The following is a 24441-nucleotide window of genomic DNA, read 5'->3' as shown; positions in this document are numbered from 1 at the left end:
CCTCGGCGGGATCGCTCACGGCGTCCGTCCCGTGCTGGCGTCCAGATCGCGGGCAAAGCCCGGATAGCTGGTGTGGGTGGCCTCGAAGCCCTCGACCGTCATCGAGCCGTTGCCCACTGCTCCGGCGATGGCCGCCGCCATGGCCATCCGGTGGTCTCCACGGGAATCCACAGTACCGCTGCCCAAAGCCTCGGCGCGACCGACTCCGGTGATGGCCAGGTTGTCGCCGTCGACCTGGCACTCTGCCCCCAAGACAGCCAGCATCTTGGCGACGGCCGCCACCCGGTCGGTCTCTTTGATCCGTAGCTCGCCGACGTCCTCGAAGACGGTTGTGCCCTCGGCGGCCGCCGCGGCCACGGCCAAAATGGGGACCTCGTCTATGCAGCCCGGCATCTCTTGGGCCGTCACCCGGGTTCCCTTGAGCTCGCTGGTACGAGCCCGGATGTCTCCCGATTCCGAGTCGATCGAAATGTCGGCGCCCATGCGCTGCAACACGTCGACGAAGCCGCCCCGGGCTGGGCCGAGGTAGACGTTTTCCACTGTGAGGTCGCTGTCGGGAGCCGTGCAGGCGCCCACCACCCAGAAGGCAGCCTGCGAGGGATCGCCGGGCACGTCGACATCGGGGGGATCCACCTCACCAGGCCACACGGTCACCGAGCAGTCTCCCCGCTCCAGCCTCACTCCGGCCGCGGCCAGCATCTCCTCGGTGTGGGCTCGGGTGGGAACCGCCTCGTGAACCGTGGTCGGCCCCTCGGCCCTCAGCGCGGCCAGCAGCACCGCGCTCTTCACCTGCGCCGAAGCCACCGGCAAGGTGTACTCGATGCCCCGCAGCGGGCGGCCCTCGATGGTGAGAGGGGCCAACGAGCCGCTGTCGCCACGGCCGTTGATTGACGCTCCCATCTCGGTCAGCGGGGCGATGATCCGGTCCATCGGGCGCTGGCGGATGGAAGCGTCACCATCCAGGGTGGTGGTGAAATCGAAGCCGGCCACCAGCCCGGCCATCAGCCGGATGCCGGTGCCCGAGTTCCCCAAGTCGATGGGTTTGCGGGTGCCGCTCATTCCCCCAGTGACGGTCACCTCGCCAGATTCGGCCACCTCTACTCGTGCGCCCAGCGCCTCAACGGCGAGGCGAGTGCGGACCACGTCGTCGCCGTCGGAGAGGCCCCTTATGGTGCACGGCCGCTGGCCCAAAGCAGCGATCATCAGCGCCCGGTGGGAGATCGACTTGTCGCCCGGCACCCGCAGGCACCCGGTGAATCGACGGTTCCCGTCAATGGAGATGGCGGTCACGACAGAACTCGCGACGATGGGGCGTAGCCCTGCTCTCTGAGGGCCCCTAACAGGCTCTCGGACGCTTCGGCATTGACCACCAGGATGGCCACGCCTTGGCCGCCCTCCACCGAGTGGGCGATCTCCAAATCGAAGATGTTCACCCCAATGTCGGTGGTGAGGCTGGTGATTCGGGCCAGCTCGCCGGGACGGTCGAACACCGGCACCCTCACCTCGGTCAGCGATACGTCTCGGTCCAAGCCATAGGGCAGGTGGGAACGGGCGCTGCGAGCCTGTTCCAGCAGCTCCAACAACCCGCCCCGGTTGCCGTCGGCCACTAGCGAGCGAACATCGGCCAGGGCCTCGATGAACCGGTCGAGAACCGAGCAGATGGCCTCGGAGTTCTCGTCGCAGATGTCGGGCCAGATGCCGGGATGCCCCGAGGCGATGCGGGTCATGTCCCGGAAACCGCCGGCGGCCAGCCGCAACATCACCTGGTGCTCCTCAGAGCGCTCGTCGGCCAACGCCATGAGCGTGGCGGCGGTGAGATGGGGGACGTGCGACACCACCGCCACCAAAGCGTCGTGGCGCTCCGGGGCCAGCGATACGACGTCGGCCCCGAGAGAGGCCACCACCGAGCGGATCCGAACCAGGGAATCGTCGTCGGTTTCGTTGGTGGGGGTGAGCACCCACACCGCGTTCTGGAACAGGTCGGCCCGAGCCCCGCCCACCCCCTCCTGCTCGCTGCCGGCCATGGGATGGCCACCCACAAAGCGGGGGCTGTCCACCGCCGACACGATCGGGGCCTTCACGCTGCCCACGTCGGTGACCGGGCCTCGGCCCGCCTCAAGGGCCTTGCGGGCCTCGGGGGCGGTCGATCCCACCGGAGTGGCCACAAAAGTGATGTCGGCGTCGGTGGGCGGCCCCACCTCGTCGATAGCGCCACGGCTCAGCGCCTCGGCGGCCACCGCCACGTCTTGATCGGTTCCGGTGACCCACCAGCCCCGCTCTCGCAGGGCCAGCCCGATGGAGCCGCCGATCAGCCCGGTGCCGATGATGGCGGCCCGCTGTGCTGCCATCACTCGGGAAGGTCGTCGCGCAGCCCTCGTGCGCCTTCCAGGTAGATATGGTGCAGTTCGTCGCGCCCCCGCTCAGTGGTCAGATGGATCAGCACCCGCAGGCACTGCGGGGTCCCGTCCACGATGTCCAGCTCTTGGGCGCAAAGCAGCGGCACGTCGCCGAGGCCGAATTTCCGAGCCGCGGCCGCGGGGAAGGCCGAGTTGATGTCGGAAGTAGCGGTGAATACCACGCTGATCAGGTCGCTGTGGTCGATGTCGTTTCGTTCGAACATCTCGGACAACAGCGCGACGATCCGCTCCTCCATATGCTCGGCGGTGTCGATATCGATGGTGGTGGCGCCCCGCAGGGCGCGCACGGCGCTGCTCACGGCCGAAATTGTACCGACCCCTGGATGCGGCTCTGAACTCAGTTGCCGGTGAGTTCGATCCCTTGGCGCTCGAGTTCCCGGACTTCGCTGAGTTTGAGCACCCGCCACTGGCCGGGCGGTAGCTTTCGATCGGCCAGCGGGCCGATGCGGGTGCGGACCAGTCGGATAACGGGATGGCCGACTGCCTCGCACATCCGCCGCACCAGGCGGTTGCGGCCCTCGTGGACCACGATGCGGATCACCGACGGCTCCGGTAGCGACACCGCCACTGCCTTGGCGGCGCCGTCTTCCAGTTCTACTCCGTCGCGCAGCTTTCTCAGCGCCCCGCGGCTGGGTCGGCCCTCCACATGGGCCAGGTATTCCTTGGGCACCCCGAAAGAGGGATGGGTCAGCCGGTGGGTCAGCCCCCCGTCGTTGGTGAGCAACAACAGCCCCTCGCTATCGGCGTCCAGGCGGCCCACCGGGAACACCCGCGGCTCTTCGGGCACCATGTCCACCACGGTGGGGCGGCCCTGGGGGTCGGACGCGGTGGTTACCACTCCGGACGGCTTGTTCAGCAGGTAATACACCAGGTCGGTCCGCAACCCCACGGGGACGCCGTCCACCTCCACGGCGTCGTGATCGGGATCGACCCGCTGGCCGAGCCGGGCGGGCTGTCCATTGACCGTGATGCGGCCCTCGGCCACCATCTCCTCCACTGCCCGGCGACTGGCCACCCCGGCGGCGGCCAAGACCTTCTGGATCCGCTCAGGCTCGCTCACACTTCCAGCGCATCGCTGTTGCCGCTCTCGGGCAGCGGCGCAGGGCGGCTGTCGGCCATCAGACTGGTCTCCAGAGCCTCGATCACCTCGGCGCCGGGCACGAAGTCGACCAGAGGAGGCAACTCTTCGAGGGAGTCGAGCCCCAGCCGCTCCAAAAAGGCCGGGGTGGTGGCGAAGAGGCGGGCCTGGCCCGGGCCGGGGTCGCGGCCCACTTCCTGCACCAGTCCCCGGTGCTGGAGGGTGCGCATAGCCCCCTCGGCGTTCACCCCCCGGATGGCCGACACCTGGGCCCGCGACAGGGGCTGCTTGTAGGCCACGATGGCCAGGGTTTCCAGCGCAGCCGACGACAGGCGGGAGCTCTGGCCGCTGACCACGAATCGCTTGACGTACGACTCGGCATCGGGGTGGCTGCGGAACCGATAGCCACCGGCCACCCGGACCAGCTCGAATCCCCGGCCCTCGGCCCGGTACTCCTCGGCCAGCTGGTCGCAGATGGCCTCCACCTGCCCGGTGGGGATTTCGATGAGCTGGGCCATCAGCCCCGGTGGGACCGGCTCCTCGGCGACCATCACGATGGCCTCCACCGCCCGTCGGGCCTCAAGGCTGTCATCGGTCATGGGCTTTTGCTTCCCCGCTCGGCTCGATGCTCATCCGTCATAGGAGTCCACCCCGACCAGCGGCTCGTCGAATTCGCCCTCGCCGGTCCAGGTGATGGCGATGCGGCCGAACGTCGAGGCCTGCAACACGTCCACCATGCCCCGCTTGTAGAGCTCCAGCACGGCCAAGAAGTACACCACCACCTCAATGCCGGACTCCAGATCCTCGGTCAGCTCCCGGAATCCCACCGTCCCGATATCGGGCAGCCGCTTCATGAGATCGGCGGCCACCTCGTCCACGCTGATGGGGATGTCGGTGATGTGCTGCACGTTCACCCGGGGGGTGGGCCTAGCCACGGTGGCCCGCAGGAAGGCGGCTCGGAGATCGTCGGGGCCGATTCCCTCCAAGAAGTCGGGCACCAGGTCTACGTAGCGCTCGTCGGGTCCCGCCGTGCGGGGCAGGGCGCGCCCAGCCACCGCGGCCAATTGCTCGAGGGCTTGGGACACCCCTTTGAAGGTCTGGCACTCCAGCAAGCGGGCCAGCAACAGGTCGCGCTCCGACCACAGGGCCAGCTCCTCGTCGAGGTCGAGCGAGTCGCCGTCTGGCAGCAGGCGGCTGCTCTTGAGCTGGACCAGCGTGGCCGCGATCAGGAGGAACTCGGTGGCCACACCCAGGTTGAGCTGCTCCATGCGGTTCAACTCGGCCAGGTAGGCGTCGACGATGTCGCCCACCCTCACTTCGTAGAGATCGACCTCGTCGCGCAAGATGAGGTGCAGCAGCAGGTCGAAGGGGCCCTCGAAGACCTCGGTTCGCACTTCGAACGGCCCTTCGGACACCTCCGTTCTCACCTGTGCGACCACCCGCCAAGTGTAGAACTCGCCCTTTACCGCTTCGGGGTTTTCGGATCCAGGCGGGTAGTTTGACCGGCGTGGCTCGAGTGTTCTCTGGCATCCAGCCGTCCGGCGGCATGCACCTGGGCAATCTGCTGGGCGCGCTGCGCAACTGGGTGGCCTACCAGCACGATCACGACGCGGTGTACTGCGTGGTGGATCTCCACGCTTTGACCACCGCCCCCGACCCGGCCGAGCTGCGGGACAACACCATGGCTGCGGCGGCCATGCTCCTGTCGGTGGGCATCGACTCCGATCGGTCCACCCTGTTCGTGCAGAGCTCGGTGGGCGAGCACGCTGAGCTGGCCTGGATGATGGAGTGCACCGTGGGCTTCGGAGAGCTGCGCCGCATGACCCAGTTCAAGGACAAGTCCGACCGGTCTGAATTCGTATCGGCCGGACTGTTCACCTACCCCGCCCTTCAGGCGTCGGACATCTTGCTGTACGACACCGACCTGGTGCCGGTGGGCGACGACCAGCGCCAGCACATCGAGCTGTGCCGAGATATCGCCGAGCGCTTCAACCGGCGCTACGGCGAGACCTTTGTGGTGCCCGCCCACGTGATCCCCGAGGCGGGGGCCCGGGTAATGGACCTCCAGAATCCGGGCGACAAGATGTCCAAGTCGCTGGAGTCGGCTGGAACTGTCGGCGTGCTGGAGGAGCCCGACAGCGTGACCCGCAAGTTCAAGCGAGCGGTGACCGACAGCGACAACGAGGTCCACTACAACCCCGACACCAAGCCAGGGGTGTCCAACCTGCTGGGCATCCTGGCATCGGCCACCGGGCGGACCCCCGAATCGGTAGCCGACGACTACGCCCAGTACGGGCCGCTCAAAGCCGACACCGCCGAGGCGGTGAACGAGTTGCTCTCTCCCATTCGGGAGCGATACGCCGAGCTGTCGTCGGACCCCGGTGAGATCGCCCGGGTACTGGCCGCCGGGGCTGACAAAGCCCGGACGGTGGCGGCGGCCACCCTGAATAGAGCCCGCGACAACGCGGGCCTCATCCCTCGCTCCCCCGCATAACGACAAGCATCCACTTGAGGAGACCCGTGTCCGAGATCACCCCGTTCACCGTCGAAATTTCCGATGCCGCGCTGGAAGACCTTCGGCGCCGCCTGAAGGAGGCCCGCTGGCCCGACCAGATTCCCGGCGTCGGCTGGGACTACGGCGCGGATATGGCTTACATCCAGGATCTGGCCCGGTACTGGGCCGATGAGTACGACTGGCGGGCGGCGGAGGCCGAGCTGAACGAGCTCGACCACTTCACCACCACCATCGACGGCCAGAACATACACTTCATCCACCAACGCTCCCCCCATCCCGACGCCTATCCCCTGGTCATCAGCCATGGATGGCCGGGATCGGTGGTGGAGTTCCTCGACATGATCGGGCCGCTTACCCACCCCGAAGACCCGGCCGACGCCTTCCATGTGGTGGCCCCCTCGCTTCCCGGATACGGCTTCTCGGGGCCGACCGCCGACCGGGGATGGGACACCGCCCGCACCGCCAAGGCGTTCGCCGAGCTGATGGCGCGGTTGGGATACGGGCGCTATGGAGCCCAGGGGGGTGACTGGGGCTCGATGATTTCCCAGAACATCGGACGATTCGACCCCGACCACTGCGAAGCCGTACATGTGAACTTCCTTTTCGCCACCGCCCCCGAGGGCGGGCCCGGCGACCTCAACGAGGCCGAGCAGGCCGGTCTGGCCCGGGCCAACCTCTACTTCACCGAGGGGGCGGGCTACATGCAGATCCAGAGCACCAAGCCCCAGACACTGGCCTACGGCCTGACCGACTCCGCCGTGGGCCAGCTGGCGTGGATCGCCGAGAAGTTCCTGGCCTGGACCGACAACAACGGCACCATCGAATCGGCGGTGAGCCGCGACCGCCTGCTCACCAACATCTCGCTGTACTGGTTCACAGCCACTGCGGGATCTTCGGCCCGGATGTACTACGAGACGCTGCGCCCCGGCGGGGCCGGTTTGGGCGACCCCCTCGAAACCCCCCTGGGTATGGCCAGCTTTCCTATGGAGATTATGCAGGCCCCCCGGCACTGGCTGGACGACAACTACAACATCGTTCACTGGTCAGACATGGATGAGGGAGGCCACTTCGCGGCCATGGAGGAGCCCGAGGCCCTGGCCGCCGACATCCGCGAGTTCTTCCGCCGTTTCCGGTAGTAAGCAATAGCTCACTATGAGGATGCCGTCGCTGCCTCAGAAATTGGCCGCCAATGCGGCTCGGGGGACAGGGCGGTTGTCGCAGCGGCTGGGGCGGGGCGGTGGCACGACGTTGCCCGGCCTGGTGCTCACCCGTTTGCGGCCCGAGGCCACCGCGGAGATGGCCCGAGCCGTTCCCGACGGCGTGATCCTGTTGTCGGGGACCAACGGCAAGACCACCACCGCCCGACTGGTGCGGGCCGCACTCGACGCCAGCGGCGCCCGCGTAGTGGCCAACACCGCCGGCTCCAATCTGGAGCGGGGCGTGGCCACTGCGCTGCTCAACGCCGACGGGGCCGAGGTAGCCCTGTTCGAGGTGGACGAAGCGGCCCTGCCGGGGCTGATGGCCCAAACCAAGCCGCGGGTGGTCACCCTGATGAACCTCTTCCGGGACCAGCTCGACCGCTATGGGGAGCTGGAACACCTGGCGGATCGATGGCGGGACGCGGTGGCCGCGATCGACCCGGCCACAACCGTGATCTACAACGCCGACGATCCCGCGGTGGCCGAGATTGCCGCCCGGCACTCCAACACCTTGTCCTACGGCATCGAAGACCCCCGCGTGGGCCGCGACCGCCTGCCGCACGCGGCCGACACCACCGAGTGCCGCCACTGCGGTGCTTCGCTGCACTACGAGATGGTCACCATCGCCCACCTCGGCCGGTGGTCCTGTTCGGAGTGCGGCCTAGTCCGGCCCCAGCCCGACGTGGGGGCCACTCGGGTGGAATTGCACGGGCTGGACGGCCAGCGGCTGGCCATCGACACTCCCCGGGGTCCCATCGAGCTGTCGCTGCGGCTGCCGGGTATGCACAACTCCTACAACGCCCTGGCCGCCACCGCAACCTCCGTGGCCCTCGACCTAGGCCCGGAGGCCATCGGCCCGTCGCTGGCCAAGCGGGAGGCGGCGTTCGGGCGGGCCGAGCGCACCCAGATCGGCCCGGTCAGGGTGACCACGCTGCTGGCCAAGAATCCGGCGGGGGCCAACGAGAACATCCGCACCATGCTGCTGGAGGACCATCCCTTGCACCTGTTGGTGCTGCTCAACGACCGCACCGCCGACGGCCAGGACGTCTCTTGGATATGGGACGTGGACTACGAGCTGCTGCTGGACAGCGGCCAGCTGGCGTCGCTCACGGTTGGCGGCGACCGGGGCTACGACATGGCGCTGCGGTTCCGCTACGCCGGGTTGGAACCCGATCAGCTCTCGGTTTTCCCTTCGGTGTCGGCCGCGCTGGATGCCGCGCTGGGGGCCGGCGGGGCCGGAGGCGAACTCTACGTGCTGCCCACCTACACCGCGCTGCTGGAGTTCCAGGCGGTGCTGGCCGAACGAGGCCTGGTGCCCGCCTTCTGGGAGGACCGATGAGCGCTGGGAACCCCTCAGTCAAGCTGTGTCATCTTTATCCGGATCACATGAACATCTACGCCGACCGGGGGAACATCGCGGTGTTCCGGCGCCGCCTGGAGTGGCGGGGATTGTCTCTGGCAGTAGCGGAAGTCGGGCTCGGCGACCCCATCGGTGCCGACTGCCACCTCTACTACCTGGGCGGTGGCCAAGACCGCGACCAGATACTGGTGGCTGAGGACTTGGCCCAAAAGGCCGATCCGCTGCTTGAAGCCGCCCGCGACGGCGCGGTGGTGCTCGGGGTGTGCGGCGGCTACCAGCTCTTGGGCCACAGCTATATGGCCGCTGACGGCCGACCGATGCCAGGGATCGGGCTGCTGGATGTGGAGACCACCGCAGGAGCCAGCCGCCTCATCGGCGATGTGGTGCTGGAGGTGACCCTCAACGGCCTGACCCGCACGGTGGTCGGCTATGAGAACCACGCCGGGCGAACCCACCTGGGCGGGGGATGTACTCCGCTGGGCCGCCTGCGCCGAGGGCACGGCAACAACGGGGACGACCGCTGCGAGGGGGCGGTGGCCGGGCGTCGAGTGGGCACGTACCTGCACGGACCGCTTCTGCCCAAGAATCCCTGGCTGGCCGATATTCTCCTGGGCTGGGCCCTGGACTACGCCGGACGCCCCGTGGAGTTGGAGCCGCTGGAAGACGACCTCGAGAAGTCCGCCCACGCGGTTGCCGCCACTAGAGCAGGAAAGCGCAGATGACCGAACAGATTACTAGCCCCCGGCCGATCATCATCGACACCGACCCCGGCCAGGACGACGCCATAGCCATTCTGGCCGCATTGGCGTCGGACGAATTGGAGGTGCTGGGCATCACCGCGGTGGCCGGCAATGTGCCCCTGGAGCTGACCGCCCGCAACGCCCTCATCCTCGTCGAGCTGGCCGGCCGCACCGATGTCCCCGTGTTCGCGGGCTGCGACCGTCCGCTGCGCCGGGACCTGGTCACCGCCGAGCACGTTCACGGCAAGACCGGCATCGACGGCGCCGACCTTCCCGATCCGACAATTGCCCTGCAGCCCCAATCCGCAATGGACTGGATGATCGAAACCCTGCTGGCCGCGGGCGAGCGGGAGATCACCATCTGCCCGGTGGGGCCGATGACCAATGTGGCCACCGTGCTGGAGACTGCCCCTGAGGCGGCCCGCAACATCCGGGAGATCGCCTGCATGGGGGGCGGGTTCTTCGACGGGGGCAATACCACCCCCACCGCGGAGTTCAACGTGTTCGTGGATCCCGAAGCGGCCCAGATAGTGCTTCACTGCGGCGCCCCGGTCACCATGCTCCCCCTCGACGTGACCCACAAGGCGCTGATGACCGACGCCTGGATCAACCAGGTTCGGGATCTGGGCACCCGCACCGGGGCGGCCGCAGCCGGGATGCTGAACTTCTACGAGCGATTCGACGTGGACAAGTACGGCACCTTCGGCGGTCCCCTCCACGATCCCAACGTCATCGCCTATCTGCTGCGCCCCGACCTCTATAGCGGTCGCCACTGCAATGTGGAGGTAGAGACTGAATCCCCCCTCACCACGGGCATGACCGTGGTGGACTGGTGGGACGTCACCGATCGGCCGGCCAATTGCCAGTACATCACCGAGGTGGACTCCGACGGCTTCTACGAGCTGTTGTTGGACCTGCTGGCCCGCCTGCCCTGATCCAGAGTCAGTCGGCGCTGGCTGCCAGCGCTTCGATCTCGGCGTCGTCGTAGCCCAGCTCGGTCAGGATCTCGCGGGTGTGGTGGTTGGGTCGAACAGGGCCGGTTCCCACCGCGGCGGGGGTTTCGGAGAAGGTGAGGGGCAGCCGGAGCACGGCGATTTCGCCGCCGTCGGGGTCGGGAACCGTTGAGTAGATGTTGAGGTGCTCCACCTGGGGATCGGCGAACGTCTCGTCCACCGCCAATACCGGCCCGCACGGGCAACCCGCCGCGTTGAGCCGCTCCACCCACTCGGCGGTGGTGGCGGTAGCCATGCGCTGCTCGATGACCTCGTCCAATTCCCTGCGGTGGGCAGTGCGGGTATCACGATCGGCGAAACGGGGATCGTTTGCCAGCTCGGGGGCGCCCAGCGCTTCGGCAAAGGTCTCCCACCGCGCCATCGGGGCAACGTTGACGTGCCCGTCGGCGGTGGCGAACAAGCCCATCGGCACCACCGTTGGGTGGTTGTTGCCCTCTTGGGGAGGAACATCCCCGTCGGTCAGCCAGCGCACCGCCTGGAAGTCCATGAAGTTGATGGCCGCTTCCAGAAGCGAGGTGTGGACCCACTGGCCCCGTCCGGTGCGCTCCCGGGCCACCAGCGCGGCCAGAACCCCCTGGGTGAGAAAGGTGCCAGCCGCGGTGTCGGAGACGGCGATGCCCACCCGCCAAGGCCCGCTCCCCGGCGGTCCGGTCACGCTCATCAGCCCGCTCAACCCCTGGGCTATCTGGTCCACCCCGGGACGGTTGGCGTACGGCCCCTCCTGGCCGAAGCCCGAAATGCTGGCGTACACCAGCCGAGGGTTGCGGGCGCACAGCACGTCGTAGCCAATGCCCAGGCGATCTTTGACGGCGGGCCGATAGTTCTCCACCACCACGTCGGACCGATCGGCCAGCCGGTAGAAGGCCTCCCGTGCTCGGTCATCGGTCAGATCGAGCTGCATCGATCGCTTGTTGCGCTGGAGGTTGTGATAGTCGGACCCGGTCAGCAGCTGGCGCTGGGGATCGACCACGCAGATCACATCGGCCCCCATGTCGGCAAGTTGACGGGTGCAGGTGGGGCCGGCCCGAGCCCGGGTGAGGTCGATCACCCGCAGGCCGGCCAGCGGCCCGTTTCCCGGATCGGCGCGGTCGTACATCGACATCGTGCTACTACTAACCGATGGTCCAGACAGTGGAAACCGGCACCGACAAGCTGATCGCCGAGGTTGAGGGCGCGGTGGGCCGCATCGTGTTCAACAATCCCGAGCGGCACAACGCCATCACCACCGACATGTTCGCGGCGCTGGCCACCGTTGTCGACGCCTACGAGCAAGACGCGAAGATCCGGGTGGTGGTTGTCTCCGGTGCCGGGGGTCGGGCGTTCGCCTCCGGCGCCGACATCGGAAACCTGGACTCGGCTCGGGGCCCGAGCCGCAACCCCTCCCCCGATGATGCCCGCACCAGCCGAGGACCGGCCGCCCTAGGCCGCCTCACCAAGCCGCTGATCGCCGCGGTGGACGGCTACTGCCTTGGGGGTGGGCTGCTGGTGGCCCTGCACGCCGACCTGCTGGTGGCCACCGACCGCTCGAAATTCGGCATCCCCGCGGCCCGCTTGGGGGTGGGCTACCCCATCGAGGGAGTGGAGCAGCTGGTGGGCCGGGTGGGCGACGCCAACGCGGCACGCATCTTGATGACCGGGGACCAGGTCGGCGCCGAGGAGGCCGCCAGCATGGGCTTGGCCCACAAGGTTGTGCCTGTCGACGAACTCGACGACGAGGTCGAGCAGCTCTGCTCCCGCCTGGTGGCCAATGCCCCCCTCACACTGCGGGCCGTCAAGCTCTCTATCGCCTCGGCCGCCGGCCGGGGAGATCGACAGGCAGCCCTGGACGCCATCGCCGACTGCTGGGCCAGCGAGGACTTCGCCGAGGGCCGGGCTGCCTTCTCCGAGCACCGCGAACCCCGCTTTCAGGGGCGCTGAGCGTAAAATCCAACCCCTAGAGCTATGTCCTCGGTTGCCGTTTTCTTCGTCTTTCTGCTGATCATGCTGGCGCTGGCCACCCTGGCCATCATCTTGGACTGGATGGGCAAGCCGATCCGCCGCTCATTCCGCCCCCGCACTACCGGTACCCCCGCCTGGGTGATGGTCGACGCCCCTGTGCCGCCGGAGAGCTCCGACACCGCCACAATGCCGAGTGCGGGCCGCGACTTGCTGGAACTGCCCGCCGAATCGGCAGCCATCGAACAGCCGGAGGCCGCCTCGGAGCCTTCCGCCGAGTACCCCGCTCTCAACCCGGCTCCCCAGCCAGAGGAACCATCCTCGTCGGGGCCCTGGCAGGCGGGCGACTCCATCTTCAAGCTCACCCCCCGGGGAACTCCTCCATCGATCACCGCCGTGCGCCGCCGCTATTGGAAGAACCTGTCCGAGCGCCCCTCCTCTGCGGTGTTCGGCGAGGACAATCGGACGCTGATGGCCGTGGGCCAAGCACCCCAGCGTTTCAACCCCCGGACCGGCGCCATTGAGGAATTGAGCCTGCCCGAGTCCATGCTGCGCTACTGCTGGGCGGCCAAGCGAAGGCCCACCCCCACATGGGACGACCAAGGCCTCGACCCCTTTGCCCGGCCATGACGGAGAGACCGTGACGGCCACTCCCACCCTCAGCGACCTGTTTGCCGATGGAGCTGAAACCGTTGAACACCGCGGGCGCGACGTCCGGCCGATTCTTCGCTTGGCGGTGTCGGAGGGCACCAAGGTGCGGGTGGTGCGGATGGCCGCCCGGCCTGATCGCCGCCAAGCCCTCAAGCTGGCCGCGGTGAACGGGCTCCTCGAGGTGAACGGGGCCACCTCCGAGGTCATCTCGCTCTGGTCTGACACCAGCCCGGCCGAGGTAGAGCTGACCGTGCTCGGCGCCAAAGCCCGGCGTTTGGAGGTGTGGAACGCGTGGGATCTGGGCGGCCTGGAGACGGCCTGGCTGGGCAACGCCGGCATGATCATCGAACAGGCCGAGCGCCACCTGGCCCTGCATTGCAGCGACGGCCTCGGTCCCCCCAGCTTCACCGACCTCCAAGTGCGCCTTTCGGTGGCCCAGCCGGGCTGATTCGGGGCAAGCTTGAGCATGGCCATATCGCTGGACGACCTCACCGCCGATACCTCCTTCACCCAACACGTCAAGGGCCAGGTGACGTTCTTGCCCGAGCCCGAGCGGGCCGACCGGTGGACGCCGATGATCTCAGTGGACGACCACATCGTGGAGCCCCCGAAGGCCTTCGCCGATCGGTTCCCGGCCAAGTACGCCGAAGACGCCCCCCGGGTGGCCACCCTCGACGACGGATCGGAGACTTGGCTGTATGCCGGGCACTCGCTGCCCAACGTGGGCTTCAACGCCGTGGTGGGCCGGCCAGTCAGCGAATACAGCTTTGAACCCACCCGCTTCGAGGACATGCGCCGGGGCTCATGGGACATTGATGCCCGGATTTCTGACATGGACCTCAACGGGGTCTACGCCTCGCTGTGTTTCCCGTCGTTTCTGCCCGGCTTCTGCGGACAGCGATTCCAACAGCTCACCGACGACCCCGACCTGGCCCTGGCCGCGGTGCGGGCTTGGAACGACTGGAACATCGAGGAATGGTCGGGGGCCTATCCCGATCGCATGATCCCGTGCCAGATCACCTACTTCCTCGACCCTGAGGTGGGCGCGGCCGAGGTGTACCGCAACGCCGAACGGGGCTACAAGGCCATCAGCTTCTCCGAGGCTCCTCATTCTTTGGGGTTCCCTTCGCTGCACTCCGGCCACTGGGACCCGATCATGGCCGCCTGCCAGGAGACCGAGACGGTGGTGTGCCTGCATGTCGGCTCCTCGGGCACCTCGCCGGCCACCGCCCCCGACGCCCCCTCCGACACCGTGGGGGTGCTGTTCTTCGGCTACGCCATGTTCGCCGCGGTCGACTGGCTGTACTCCAAAATCCCGGTCCGCTTCCCCGACATCAAGATCGCCCTCAGCGAAGGGGGCCTCGGCTGGGTTGCCGGGCTGTTGGACCGCTTGGAGCACGTCCGCAAGTACGACTCCATGTACGGCACCTGGAACGATGTGGAGCTCTCCCCCGCCGACACCCTGCGCCGCAACTTCTGGTTCTGCGCTATCGACGACCCCTCGGCCTTCGACCAACGCCACTACATGGGCCTGGAGAACCTGATGGTGGAATCCGACTACCCCCACGCCGACTCCACCTGGCCCAATACCCAGGAATTGCTCCGCCAACAGCTCAGCGGCATCCCCGCCGACGAGGTGGCCCGCATCTGCTGGGCCAACGCCAGCGACCTCTTCCGCCACCCCGTCCCCGACTCCGTAATCGCCGACCCCAACAGCTTCTGAAACCGTTCGAGCGATGCCAATTGCCGCTGATCCGGAGGTGGCTGCCGCGTATGTGGCCGCGGGGTGGTGGGGGCATGACACGCCCACCGACCTGATTCGGCGCAACGCGGCCGAGCGGCCTGATGACATTGCTTATGTCTCGTGGAGCCGACCGGCCGGTGCGGCAGGAGACGCGCTGGGCAGGATCGATCGGATCACCTGGGCAGGCTATGACCGGTTGTCTGATCGGGTGGCGGCTGCGCTGTTGGCGGCAGGGCTGGATCGGGGCGATCGGGCGGCGGTGATATTGCCCGACGGAGCTGCGGTTCACGCGGCGTTCACCGGGGCCGACAAGGCCGGCGTGGTGGTGATGGGCATCGGCCACCGGGCCGGGCCGGCGGAGATTACCCATCTGGTTGAGAAATCCGAGGCCCGGGCCATCATTACCGGCACCGTGCACCGGGGGCGACCAACAGTCGACGCCATTGCCGAATTGCGGCGTGATCTGCCTGAGCTCGCCCACCACATCACCATCGATGGCCCCGGCCAGGATGCCGCCCTGTTCCTGAACGGCGATACCGCTCCTATACCGGAGTCGGTGCTCGAGTTTGCCGAATCCGTGGAGACTCGCCGTCTGGGAGCCTCGGAGCTCTGCCTACTTAACTCCACCTCGGGAACAACCGGCCTGCCCAAGTGCGTGATGCAGACCCACAACCGCTGGTTCTACTTCCACCAGAAGGCAGTGGAGTACAGCGGTCTGGGGTCCGACGAGATGTTCTGCGTGCCGGTACCCGCTCCGTTCGGCTTCGGGCTGTGGACTGCCCACTACACCCCCACCATCTTGGGCGTGCCCACCGTGGTGATGGCCGACTTCGACGCCGCAACGCTGCTGCGCCTCATCGAGGCCGAACGGGTGACCGTGCTGTGTGCCGTCACCACCCAATTCATCATGATGCTCAACTCCCCCGCATTCGACGACCACGATCTGTCGTCGCTGCGGCTGATGTTCACCGGCGGCGAGGCCATTCCCTATCAGCGGGCCGCCGAGTTCGAGGACCGCACCGGCTGCACGGTGCTGAACTTCTACGGCTCCAACGAGACCGGGATGCTGAGCGGGACCCGCTTGAGCGATCCGCGGTCGGCCCGGCTGCGCACCGGAGGCAAGTGCGAGCCTGAGATGGACTGTGCGCTGTACGACCCCGACGACGGGCAGCGGCTTCCCGAGCTGCGGGGCCGGGGCCAGCCCGCCTGTCGGGGGCCGGCCACCGCCTTGGGCTACTACGACGACGCCAAGGCCAATACCGAGCTGATGACCGACGACGGCCGGATGCTGATGGGCGACATCGTGGAGATCGACGACGACGGCTACCTGCGGGTGGTGGGCCGCACCTCAGACTTCATAATCCGAGGAGGCAAGAACATCAGCGCCCCCGCGGTGGAGGACGAGGTGATGACCCACCCTGCGGTGGCCATGGTGGCTGCCGTGGCCGCCCCCGATCCGGTATTCGGCGAGCGAGTGGCCGCCTACGTGGAGCTGGTTCCCGGCACCAACCTGGATTTGGACGAGCTCCGGGAGCACCTGGCCCAGCGCGGCGTGTCCCGGGAGTGGTGGCCCGAGCACCTCTTCGTGGTCGATGCCCTGCCCCGGTCATCGGGGGGCAAGGTGGCCAAGGGCCAGCTCAAGAAGGACGCCGCCGTCCGGCTGGCCTAGGGGGCCGACAGCTAGCGCACACCACTAGCGCTGAGTCAAGACGATTGCCAGCCAGCGCCCGCTGAGGGGCAAGGCCGCGAGCTGAGACATGGCGTCCAGCAGGAACTCCACGGCCACTCTTGGGTCTTGGCCCTCGGGCAGCTCGTAGACCAGGCCCCGCTTGATGTGGTCTTGGCGCCGGTTCCACCCGTCGGGCTCGGTCACGCCCCGCTCCTCCAGCAGCTTCGCGGCGTGTCGGCCGCCGGCGTGCTGCAACCCCACCGAAGCGGGCTGCCACTTGTCCCTATGGTGGTGGCCCGGCACCCAAGTGCCCAGCGGGATGGGCGGCCCCTTGGCGGTGAACAGCTTGAAGATGGGTGACTCGGGGGGCCGGTTTTCGTCGGCCACCAGCGGCTGCACGTTCATCCATCCCTTGCCGTCGCCCCGGGCGGCCAGGGTCAGCATCTCGTGGACCACTTCCTCCATGTTCAACCGCTCGAACCGGATGTGGCGTTTATCGAGGGCCACCCAGCAGTCCCTTCCGGGTGTAGGTGATGTCGGATCGGTCCCGGTGGCCGATGGTGAAGTCGTCGTCGTAGGGGAACGAGTAATTCAGCGTGAGGGTGTAGCGCCACTCGAAAGCGCAGATGCGAGTAGCGATCAGCCAAGGGCCGCCGTCGCGGCGCTCGAACCGGTCCACATAGCGCAGACCCATGCGCATGTCGGACCCCGGTCCGTCGGTGGTGGGGTGCACCACATGGTGGGCATTGCAGTAGGTCTCCACGAATGCCACATCACCCTCGAGTTCGATGCGGGACTGGCCCAACAGGTGCTGGGTGTAGTCGAAGTGGGCCAGCACCTCCAACACCCAGTCGGCGAACTCAACCGGGCTGCCCCGGAAATTGTTGTGGTCGTCGAAGCCGTCGGGGTGATAGCCGGAGACGATCAGCTCCTTGTCGAGCCGATCAGTGCCCCGGGCCACTCGGTGGATGGTGTCGGTGATCTCATCCTTGTCGAGCAGCGCTTGGAGCCGAGGGTCGAGATCAGCCATCCCCAACCCCGATCATCACCGCCGAGAGGGTGAACGGGCCGTCGCCGGTGTTGCGCCAGGCGTGCTCGGTGCCCCGCTGGATCACACAGTCGCCAGCGACAAGGTGCGTGGGGGGCTGGCCGGGCAGCTCCAGGTCCACCGTGCCCTGGGCGATCCGCACGAAGTCGATGGTGGGGGTTTTGTGCATCAACGCGGCCTGGTCGGCCATCGACGCCGGGATGGTCACCTGCTTCCAGGTCACTCCCCCGCCCGGCGGGTTGAGCTGCATCTCTGACACTGCGCCATCGCCGCCCTGAAGCTCGCTGGCCACCGGGGCGAAGGTGTGCCATAGCTCGGCGGTCACCACCCCTCCGTCGGACTGCGATGCGGTGGCCGGCGGACCGTCGGCGCACACCCCGTAGCCGTCGGTCACCACCCGGCGGGGCCCCAATGCGCCGGTTGACGCGCCGGCGAACCCGGGGTCATTGCCGTCGCCCACTCCCAGCATGGTGGCGCTGAAGGTGCAGGGCTCATCGCCCAGGACGATCCACCGGTGCCAAGTGCCCCGCTGGATGACGCAGGATCCGGCGTCGAGCTCGACGGTGTGATCGTTCAGCTCCAGGCGAATACGACCTGAGATGACCTCGATGAAGTCGATGGTGGGAGTGGCGTGGAAGCCCACGCGCCTCTGGTCGAATCGGGGGTCGTCGGTAGGGCCGATCGCCTTGCCGCCCGAGGGCTTCAGGGTGAAGATCCGCCACGAGATCCCTCCGGGCGGGGGAACGAAATCCTTGCGGTCGGCCGGTTCGTCGCCGCCGTCGTCCACGGTGACCGGAGGCTGGCCGACGTACCACAGGCTGGCCGTGGTCCTTCCCAGGAAACTCGGCTCCGCCAGCCCGTCGGAGATGATCACCGGTGCTCCTGTGTCGTCGTGCCCGGTTACGATTCGCCGCTTCGTGAATGCCATCCGGCAACCGTAGCGGCCCACTACGGCCTCAGCGCACGTTGCCCAACCCGAAGAAGAACCATTCGGCTGGGTAGCCTCGGAGCAGATGTTCGACCCCCCTGCCGACGTGATCGCGCCGGATCGCCCCTTGCGAGTGGCCGTTTTGGTCAAGCAGATCCCGGTGTTCGAGGACATGGTGTTGGGACCCGACGGCCGCATGGTGCGAGACGGCATCGACATGCACATGAACGACTACTGCCGCCGGGCGGTGGCCAAAGGCACCGAGGTGGCTCGGGCCAGCGGGGGCACGGTAACGGTGTTCACCCTGGGGCCTCCGTCGGCTGAGAATGTGTGCCGGGAGGCCCTCTTGTTCGGGGTCGACGCCGGAGTTCACATTTGCGACCCGGAGTTTGCCGGGTCGGACACTTGGGCCACCGCCAAGGCCCTGGCCGCCGCCCTAGAGAAGCTGGGGCCATTCGACCTGGTGATGATGGGACGCAACTCAGTGGACTCCGATACCGGCCAAGTGCCGCCGCAACTGGCCGAGCTGTTGGGACTGCCGTTTGCCACCGGAGTGCGCCATTTCTCCCTCCACGGCGACCGCCTCGAGCTGCGGCTGGAACACGACGACGAGTGGGTGGATGTGGCGGTGGGGCTTCCTGCGGTGGTGTCGTGTGCCGAGCGCTTATGCGACCCGTGCAAGATCAAGGACCCCGAGGCCTGGGCCACCGCAGACGGCTCGCTGATCGAGACAGTGTCCGCCACCGATCTGGGTCCTGGCCCGTGGGGCCAGGAGGCCAGCCCCACCTCGGTCGGTCCGGTTCAGATGATCGACGTGGAGCGCCGCCGCCAGATGATGACCGGCACGCTCGACGAGCAGGTCGAACAGGCTGTGGCGATATTGGCCGAGAAGGGGGCGTTGGCCACCGGCTCGATGCCCGAGCCGGAAATAGTTGCCGGGCGCTCTGGAGGCGGGTCAGGAGCGTCCACCATCGCCGTACTGGTGGAACCCGGCCGAGAGCGGGTAACCCGAGAGCTATTGGGAGCGGCTGCCGAGTTGGCCGCGGAGATCGGCGGGAAGGTGGCCGCCCTCGGTCCCGGCCTGGACGATCCCGACGAAGAATTGGGCCCGTGGGGGGCCGATGAGCAGATAGATATCGGCGGCGGCGATGGCGCCACCCCGCTGGTCGAGGAAGACCTGGCGTCGGCCATGTCGGCTTGGGCCGCCGAGACCCAGCCGTGGGCGGTACTGGCACCGGGCACCGCTTGGGGCCGTGAGGTGGCCTCCCGGATGGCCGCGGCGCTGGGCGCAGGCCTAACCGGCGATGCCGTGGGGCTGAAGGTGGACGACCACGGGAAGCTGATCGCCATGAAACCGGCCTTCGGGGGATGGCTGGTGGCCGAGATCCTCTGCTCGTCTCCGATCCAGATGGCCACGGTTCGCCCGGGGGTGCTGTCCTTCCCCCGGCCCAATCCCGAGCGCCCGCTGGCCCTCCGGTCATCGCTGGGCTCTATGGGCCACAGCCGCCTCGAAGTCATCCGGCGCTATCGGGACGACGACAGCGACGAGCTGGCCAACGCCTCGGTGGTGATCGGCGTGGGCCAGGGAGTGGATCCGACCGACTATCCCAAGCTGGAGAAACATCAGGCCGCCATCGGCGCCGCCCTGTGCGCCACCCGCAAGGTGACCGACTACGGGTGGATGCCGCGAGCCCGCCAGGTGGGCATCACCGGCCACAGCATCAGCCCGCAGCTTTATTTCGCCATCGGCATGAGCGGAAAGTTCAACCACACCGTGGGAGTCCGCAACGCCGGAACGGTGGTGGGGATCAACCCCGACCCCGAAGCTCCCTTGTGGGAGATCGTGGACATCGGCTTTGTGGGCGACTGGGCCGAGGTGTTGGACGCCCTGATCCCCCGTCTGGCCGAGGCCCAGGCGGGCTAGCCATCGATTTTCCGATGGGCGCTGACCAGACTCCGCCCGCAAATTCGGATAGTTGGTTTTCCAAGATCGTCGCCCTCACCAGGCAGTCCGTGTCGTGTTGGCGGGAGGGAGAGGGCGGTACCGGGGCAGCAGAGATCGCCTTCTGGTCGGCGGTGTCGCTATTTCCGGCCGCGGTGGCCGCCGCCGCCATCGCCTCCACGGTTCGAGCGGTGTCAGACCGGATCGCCGACCGGTTCAACGAGTGGCTGGCCGACGCCGGCCAGACTGCGCTCAGCGATGTGAACAGCAACATCGGCGAGGAGTTCGCCGATGTTGTCTCCGCTCCCCCGGCAGCTACGTCCATAGCCGCGGTAGTAGCGGTGTGGGGCACCATGAGGGCCGCCGCCGCAGCCTGTCGGGCTGTCCGACGAGTGCGGGGCGCCCCCCGCCGTTCTTGGTGGATGGAGCGTTTCACCGGATTTTGGCTCCTGGTCGGAGCTCTTCCCCTCATCGCCGGGCCCACTGCCATTGCGGTGTGGGTGGAACCACGGCTGGCCCCGGTGGTCGGCTTCGTGTCGGCGGTGGCCGTGTTCTCCCTGGTGCAGAAGATGTCCTGCCCTCGGCGTCCCCTGCGCCACGACCTGATCGGCGGTCTGGTATCGGCCGTCTGGTTCTCCGTGGTTTCAGCCGCCGCCGCGGTAGCGGTGAACTGGACCTTGGGCGGCACTGCCATCACGGTGGCCACCGCCGGAACCCTGGCCGCCCTGAGCTGGCTATGGGCCGCGGCCTGCGGCGTCACCGCCGGCGCCGCCGTCGCCGGCGCCCTCGACCAGCGCAACGGGACTACCTCATCTCCCCCGGTTGACGCCTAGTTACCCAACTCCACCGCCGCGGTCTGAAACCGCTCCAATCCACTGACCATCGGTGTCACCTTATGAGATGGTCCTCTCCCGACAAGGGTGAGATACGGTCGGGTTATGACCGAACCTCGTCAGCCCGATGTGCTCAGCCGCCTGCCAATCCCTGAGGAAGTCCGCGATGACGTAATGGAGATGTTGAGGGTCGGCCCCTCGGCGGTGTGGGGTCGTCCTGTGCTGAGCCGCCGGGAGCGCAGCCTGGCCACCATTGCCATGATGACTGCGCTGGGCAACGAGTTCGCCATCCGCGAGCACGTCATCATGGGCTTGGACTCCTTCGGCCTGAACCGGGAGGAGATCTGCGAGGTCATGATCCAAGCCGCCATCTACGCCGGCTTCCCGGCCGCCATGAAGGCCTTTGAGATCGCCACTGACATATTCGCCGAGCGCGACGCCGCCGAATAGAGACCTCGCTACAACTTGGCGGTGAACACCCAGCGGCCGTCGGTGTGGGAGAGGTGGCCGCAGCTGGGGCCGGCGAAGTGGGTGCCGAAGATGAGAATGCCGGAGTCGGCGTAGCGGTCGCGGAACTCCACCCGGGTGGCCGAGGCTCTCGGCGGGTCGTCGTCGGCGGTCATCACCCATTCGGGGGCGGTGAACTGCACAGGGTGATGAACCAAATCGCCAGTGATCACGGCCTCTTCGCCCGCCGACGAGATCCTCACGCTGACGTGGCCGGGGGTGTGGCCGGGTGAGGGCTCCAAGTGGATCTCGTCGGTGACGGCATGGTCGCTGTCCACCAGGTCGGCCAGGCCAGCCTCAAGCACTGGGCGCACGGCGTCGCCAAAGGTGATGGCTGCTCCCTCAGCCCCCGAGTCCCAGTACTCGTACTCGGTGCGGCCGAACAGGTAACGGGCGTTGGGGAAGGTGGGCACCCACTCCCCGTCCACCAGGATGGTGTTCCAGCCCACGTGGTCGAAGTGCAGGTGGGTACACAGCACGATGTCGATGTCTTCAGGCTCGTAGCCCGCCGCGGCCAGCTCGTCGAGGAACCCGTTGCCCAGGTGGCCCATCTCCGGAATCATCTCGATGGGCCGGTTGCCGATGCAGGTGTCCACCATGATGGTCTGGCCCTGTGACTCCAGCACCAGGGCGTGGATGGACAGGGCCAGATCGCCAGAGTCATCCAAGAAGTGGGGCATCAACCAGTCGGCGTTGTCCTCGAACACCGCCATGTCGGAATCCACATACATGCCCTCGGGCGAAACTGGTTGCAGGATCTCCCGAACCAGCATGACCTTTACGTTGCCGATATGGGTGGTCAGGGCCATGGCTATCCTCCGAGTTTGTCCAAGACTTCGGTCTGGTAGCGCCCGACGAAACGGCGGATGTCGTCGATGTCGGCGCTGCCCGACTCGGCGGCCGAGACGATGAGCCGATCAAGGCCCGTCTCGGCATACTTCTCGATGAGTCCCAGGTCGAACGAGCCGCCCTGCTGGTAGCTGCCCGGCCATACCGTCATCTCGATGGCGTCGGGATCACGGCCGTGTTCAATCGCCGTGGCCCGGATGACGGCCACCCGGTCGGCGTAGTCCTCGGGCGAGATCACATAGGGGTAGAACCCATCGCCCAGCCGCCCGGCCCGCCGAGCGGCCCGGCCGGTACTGCCGCCTATCACGATGGGCGGGCCACCGGGCTGAGCCGGGTTGGGCAAGCTTTCGCATTCATAGAAGCTGGCCGCATTGCTCTCGTAGGTGCGATAGCCCGGCGCCCACAGCTCCCGCATGGCACCGATGCACTCATCCAGCCGCTCGCCCCGACCCTCATAGGGCACCCCGCAGGCGGCGTATTCCTCGACCTGCCAACCGCTGCCCACCCCGAGGATCACCCTCCCGCCGCTGAGGGCATCCAGGGTGGCCACCCGCTTGGCCATCACCGCCGGCGGGTGCAGGGGCAGCACCACCACCCCGGTGCCCAGCCGCACCCGCTCGGTTACCGAGGCCATGAAGGTCAGCAACTCCAGCGGATCGGGCATCACCACACCGGGGGCGCCGGGCATGCGCCCCGACTCCGAGTAGGAGTAGCGGGGCTCGTAGTTGTTGGCCACCACCACGTGCTCCACCGTCCAGATCGACTCCACTCCCTCTTCATCCATCGCCTGGGCAAACTGGGTGACCCAACGGGGATCGGTGATCACCGACTCGTGCATGTGGGGAAGGACTCCAAGGCTGACCATGGGCTGAACATTACGCACTGGCCGCCCGGCGCGGGCCACTGCATGTCCGAGGGGTTAGCGTGCGGGCATGCCGGAGCATCTGGTGATCGACGTGGACGGCCATGTATTCGAACCCGACGAGCTATGGGAGCAATACCTGCCAGCCCGGTTCCATGAGCGTCGCCCCCGGCTGATCACCGATGAGCGGGGCACTACGCGATATGCGATAGAGGGCAGGGCCGGTCCCCCGGGCACCGGCGTGGGGGCTTGGGCCCCCGAGGGCATCCGGGAGTCCACCACCCACCGGGAAGGCGGGGTGGACTCCGGGCTACGACTGGCCGACATGGACACCGAGGGCATCGACATCGCTGTGCTGTACGGCGCCATTTCGCTGGGCCTTTACGCCGGAACCGACCAGGACCTGACCGTGGCCTGCTGTCGGGCCTACAACAACTGGCTGGCCGACTGGTGCTCGGCCGACCCCAAGCGGCTGCGGGGCACCCCGGCGCTACCGCTCAAGTGGATGGACGATGCGGTGGCCGAGGCCGAGCGGTGCGTGAGCGAATTGGGATTCGTGTCGCTGACCGTGCCCTGCGCGGTGGGCGACCGCAACCCCGACCACCCCGACAACGACCCGCTCTACGACCTGGCCGAACAGCTGGACGTGCCCTTGGGATTCCACGCCGGCGGCTGCCGGTTTGCCCACAGTCGATTCACCGATGCCTATGCCCAGCTTCATGTGATCGAATTCCCGTTCAACCTGATGTTCGCGGCCACCACCTTGATCTGCGGTGGGGTGTTCGAACGGTTCCAGCGGCTCCGGGTGGCGCTATTGGAAGGCGGAGTGGGCTGGGTGCCCCACACCCTGGAGCGGCTTGACGAGCACTACGAGTACCGGGCCCACGAATTCGACGCCATCACCAGGCCGCCCGGCGAATACCTGGCCGAAGGGCGGCTGTTCGTGTCCACCGAAGGCGAGCACGGTCTGCCGCAGGTCATAGAGCAGATCGGCTGCGACATCATCGTGTGGGCCTCGGACTATCCCCACTGGGACAGCGACTTTCCCACCAGCGTGACCGGGGTGACTGATCGCTCTGATCTGGCCGACCACCACAAGCAGGCGATATTCGAGACCAACCCCAAGCGGCTCTTCGGATGGGATTGAGCCC

Annotated in this window: 26 protein-coding genes; 14 read left to right on the top strand and 12 right to left on the bottom strand. The window is 67.5% G+C overall.

Annotated elements, in window-relative coordinates:
• Window positions 1-15: 15 nt before the first annotated feature.
• From aroA to ACOGXH_RS07735, 6 genes are read right to left on the bottom strand one after another with little or no spacing between them, the layout of a single operon-like run.
• A complete protein-coding gene (gene aroA, locus ACOGXH_RS07760; RefSeq protein ID WP_419928534.1) occupies window positions 16-1290 on the bottom strand; it encodes a 3-phosphoshikimate 1-carboxyvinyltransferase in 1275 nt (424 codons plus the stop codon).
• Window positions 1287-2348 carry a prephenate dehydrogenase/arogenate dehydrogenase family protein gene (locus ACOGXH_RS07755; protein WP_419928533.1) on the bottom strand — a complete coding sequence of 354 codons (1062 nt, stop codon included), beginning with the start codon at window positions 2346-2348 and terminating at the stop codon, window positions 1287-1289. The genes aroA and ACOGXH_RS07755 overlap by 4 nt, the downstream gene beginning before the upstream one ends.
• On the bottom strand, window positions 2348-2716 hold the full coding sequence (gene aroH / locus ACOGXH_RS07750; protein ID WP_419928532.1) for a chorismate mutase: 369 nt from the start codon (window positions 2714-2716) through the stop codon (window positions 2348-2350). The genes ACOGXH_RS07755 and aroH overlap by 1 nt, the downstream gene beginning before the upstream one ends.
• Before the next feature lie 38 nt (window positions 2717-2754).
• Window positions 2755-3477: a pseudouridine synthase gene (locus ACOGXH_RS07745; RefSeq protein WP_419928531.1), complete on the bottom strand. Its 723-nt coding sequence runs from the start codon at window positions 3475-3477 to the stop codon at window positions 2755-2757.
• Window positions 3474-4094 carry an SMC-Scp complex subunit ScpB gene (gene scpB / locus ACOGXH_RS07740; RefSeq protein ID WP_419928530.1) on the bottom strand — a complete coding sequence of 207 codons (621 nt, stop codon included), beginning with the start codon at window positions 4092-4094 and terminating at the stop codon, window positions 3474-3476. Before scpB ends, ACOGXH_RS07745 begins: the two co-directional genes overlap by 4 nt.
• A gap of 30 nt (window positions 4095-4124) precedes the next feature.
• Window positions 4125-4934, bottom strand: a complete 810-nt coding sequence (locus ACOGXH_RS07735; RefSeq protein WP_419928529.1) for a segregation and condensation protein A — start codon at window positions 4932-4934, stop codon at window positions 4125-4127.
• A 68-nt stretch (window positions 4935-5002) separates the two neighbouring features.
• On the opposite strand from ACOGXH_RS07735, the gene trpS reads away from it, so the two are divergent.
• Genes trpS through ACOGXH_RS07710 form a run of 5 tightly spaced genes read left to right on the top strand, consistent with a single transcriptional unit; the run spans window position 5003 to window position 10244 of the window.
• On the top strand, window positions 5003-5989 hold the full coding sequence (trpS, locus tag ACOGXH_RS07730) for a tryptophan--tRNA ligase (protein ID WP_419928528.1): 987 nt from the start codon (window positions 5003-5005) through the stop codon (window positions 5987-5989).
• A gap of 26 nt (window positions 5990-6015) precedes the next feature.
• A complete protein-coding gene (locus tag ACOGXH_RS07725; RefSeq protein ID WP_419928527.1) occupies window positions 6016-7146 on the top strand; it encodes an epoxide hydrolase family protein in 1131 nt (376 codons plus the stop codon).
• A gap of 22 nt (window positions 7147-7168) precedes the next feature.
• Entirely contained in the window at window positions 7169-8548 is a 1380-nt protein-coding gene (locus tag ACOGXH_RS07720) for a MurT ligase domain-containing protein (protein ID WP_419928526.1), read from the top strand.
• Window positions 8545-9291, top strand: a complete 747-nt coding sequence (locus ACOGXH_RS07715; RefSeq protein WP_419928525.1) for a type 1 glutamine amidotransferase — start codon at window positions 8545-8547, stop codon at window positions 9289-9291. Before ACOGXH_RS07720 ends, ACOGXH_RS07715 begins: the two co-directional genes overlap by 4 nt.
• An 8-nt stretch (window positions 9292-9299) precedes the next feature.
• Complete coding sequence (locus tag ACOGXH_RS07710; protein ID WP_419930341.1) at window positions 9300-10244, top strand: nucleoside hydrolase; 945 nt, start codon at window positions 9300-9302, stop codon at window positions 10242-10244.
• Window positions 10245-10251: 7 nt separating this feature from the next.
• Here ACOGXH_RS07710 and ACOGXH_RS07705 read toward each other — a convergent pair whose 3' ends face one another.
• A complete protein-coding gene (locus ACOGXH_RS07705) occupies window positions 10252-11424 on the bottom strand; it encodes a CaiB/BaiF CoA transferase family protein (RefSeq protein ID WP_419928524.1) in 1173 nt (390 codons plus the stop codon).
• A 17-nt stretch (window positions 11425-11441) separates the two neighbouring features.
• Here ACOGXH_RS07705 and ACOGXH_RS07700 point away from each other — a divergent pair, with 17 nt between their 5' ends.
• Genes ACOGXH_RS07700 through ACOGXH_RS07680 form a run of 5 tightly spaced genes read left to right on the top strand, consistent with a single transcriptional unit; the run spans window position 11442 to window position 16321 of the window.
• On the top strand, window positions 11442-12239 hold the full coding sequence (locus ACOGXH_RS07700) for an enoyl-CoA hydratase-related protein (protein ID WP_419928523.1): 798 nt from the start codon (window positions 11442-11444) through the stop codon (window positions 12237-12239).
• Between the two features lie 24 nt (window positions 12240-12263).
• Entirely contained in the window at window positions 12264-12887 is a 624-nt protein-coding gene (locus ACOGXH_RS07695; RefSeq protein WP_419928522.1) for a hypothetical protein, read from the top strand.
• A gap of 10 nt (window positions 12888-12897) precedes the next feature.
• Complete coding sequence (locus ACOGXH_RS07690) at window positions 12898-13356, top strand: hypothetical protein (RefSeq protein WP_419928521.1); 459 nt, start codon at window positions 12898-12900, stop codon at window positions 13354-13356.
• Window positions 13357-13374: 18 nt separating this feature from the next.
• Window positions 13375-14631 (top strand): amidohydrolase family protein, encoded by a 1257-nt coding sequence (locus ACOGXH_RS07685; RefSeq protein ID WP_419928520.1) that lies wholly within the window; start codon window positions 13375-13377, stop codon window positions 14629-14631.
• Between the two features lie 13 nt (window positions 14632-14644).
• On the top strand, window positions 14645-16321 hold the full coding sequence (locus tag ACOGXH_RS07680; protein WP_419928519.1) for a class I adenylate-forming enzyme family protein: 1677 nt from the start codon (window positions 14645-14647) through the stop codon (window positions 16319-16321).
• A gap of 24 nt (window positions 16322-16345) precedes the next feature.
• On the opposite strand, the gene ACOGXH_RS07675 is transcribed toward ACOGXH_RS07680, so the two are convergent.
• Genes ACOGXH_RS07675 through ACOGXH_RS07665 form a run of 3 tightly spaced genes read right to left on the bottom strand, consistent with a single transcriptional unit; the run spans window position 16346 to window position 18297 of the window.
• Complete coding sequence (locus ACOGXH_RS07675) at window positions 16346-16828, bottom strand: hypothetical protein (protein WP_419928518.1); 483 nt, start codon at window positions 16826-16828, stop codon at window positions 16346-16348.
• Window positions 16815-17351, bottom strand: a complete 537-nt coding sequence (locus ACOGXH_RS07670) for a nuclear transport factor 2 family protein (protein ID WP_419928517.1) — start codon at window positions 17349-17351, stop codon at window positions 16815-16817. Before ACOGXH_RS07670 ends, ACOGXH_RS07675 begins: the two co-directional genes overlap by 14 nt.
• The gene (locus ACOGXH_RS07665; protein ID WP_419928516.1) at window positions 17344-18297 is read right to left on the bottom strand and encodes a cupin domain-containing protein; all 954 of its coding nucleotides are present in this window, start codon (window positions 18295-18297) and stop codon (window positions 17344-17346) included. Before ACOGXH_RS07665 ends, ACOGXH_RS07670 begins: the two co-directional genes overlap by 8 nt.
• Before the next feature lie 85 nt (window positions 18298-18382).
• Between ACOGXH_RS07665 and ACOGXH_RS07660 the strand changes: the two genes are divergently transcribed.
• The 3 genes from ACOGXH_RS07660 (at window position 18383) to ACOGXH_RS07650 (ending at window position 21522) form a co-directional block, all read left to right on the top strand.
• Window positions 18383-20221: an FAD-binding protein gene (locus tag ACOGXH_RS07660; protein WP_419928515.1), complete on the top strand. Its 1839-nt coding sequence runs from the start codon at window positions 18383-18385 to the stop codon at window positions 20219-20221.
• An 89-nt stretch (window positions 20222-20310) separates the two neighbouring features.
• Window positions 20311-21072, top strand: coding sequence for a YhjD/YihY/BrkB family envelope integrity protein (locus ACOGXH_RS07655; RefSeq protein ID WP_419928514.1), 762 nt, complete (start codon window positions 20311-20313; stop codon window positions 21070-21072).
• 105 nt (window positions 21073-21177) lie between these two features.
• Complete coding sequence (locus tag ACOGXH_RS07650) at window positions 21178-21522, top strand: carboxymuconolactone decarboxylase family protein (protein WP_419928513.1); 345 nt, start codon at window positions 21178-21180, stop codon at window positions 21520-21522.
• An 8-nt stretch (window positions 21523-21530) separates the two neighbouring features.
• Here ACOGXH_RS07650 and ACOGXH_RS07645 read toward each other — a convergent pair whose 3' ends face one another.
• Together ACOGXH_RS07645 and ACOGXH_RS07640 are read right to left on the bottom strand one after the other, a co-directional pair.
• Window positions 21531-22388, bottom strand: a complete 858-nt coding sequence (locus ACOGXH_RS07645; protein WP_419928512.1) for an MBL fold metallo-hydrolase — start codon at window positions 22386-22388, stop codon at window positions 21531-21533.
• Between the two features lie 2 nt (window positions 22389-22390).
• Window positions 22391-23293, bottom strand: coding sequence for an LLM class F420-dependent oxidoreductase (locus ACOGXH_RS07640; protein WP_419928511.1), 903 nt, complete (start codon window positions 23291-23293; stop codon window positions 22391-22393).
• Between the two features lie 67 nt (window positions 23294-23360).
• On the opposite strand from ACOGXH_RS07640, the gene ACOGXH_RS07635 reads away from it, so the two are divergent.
• A complete protein-coding gene (locus ACOGXH_RS07635) occupies window positions 23361-24437 on the top strand; it encodes an amidohydrolase family protein (protein WP_419928510.1) in 1077 nt (358 codons plus the stop codon).
• Window positions 24438-24441 lie beyond the last annotated feature (4 nt).

Origin of the sequence: Candidatus Poriferisocius sp., assembly GCF_965208355.1 — a bacterium.
GTDB lineage: Bacteria > Actinomycetota > Acidimicrobiia > Acidimicrobiales > Bin134 > Poriferisocius.
This window is presented reverse-complemented; position numbering and strand designations above follow the sequence as displayed.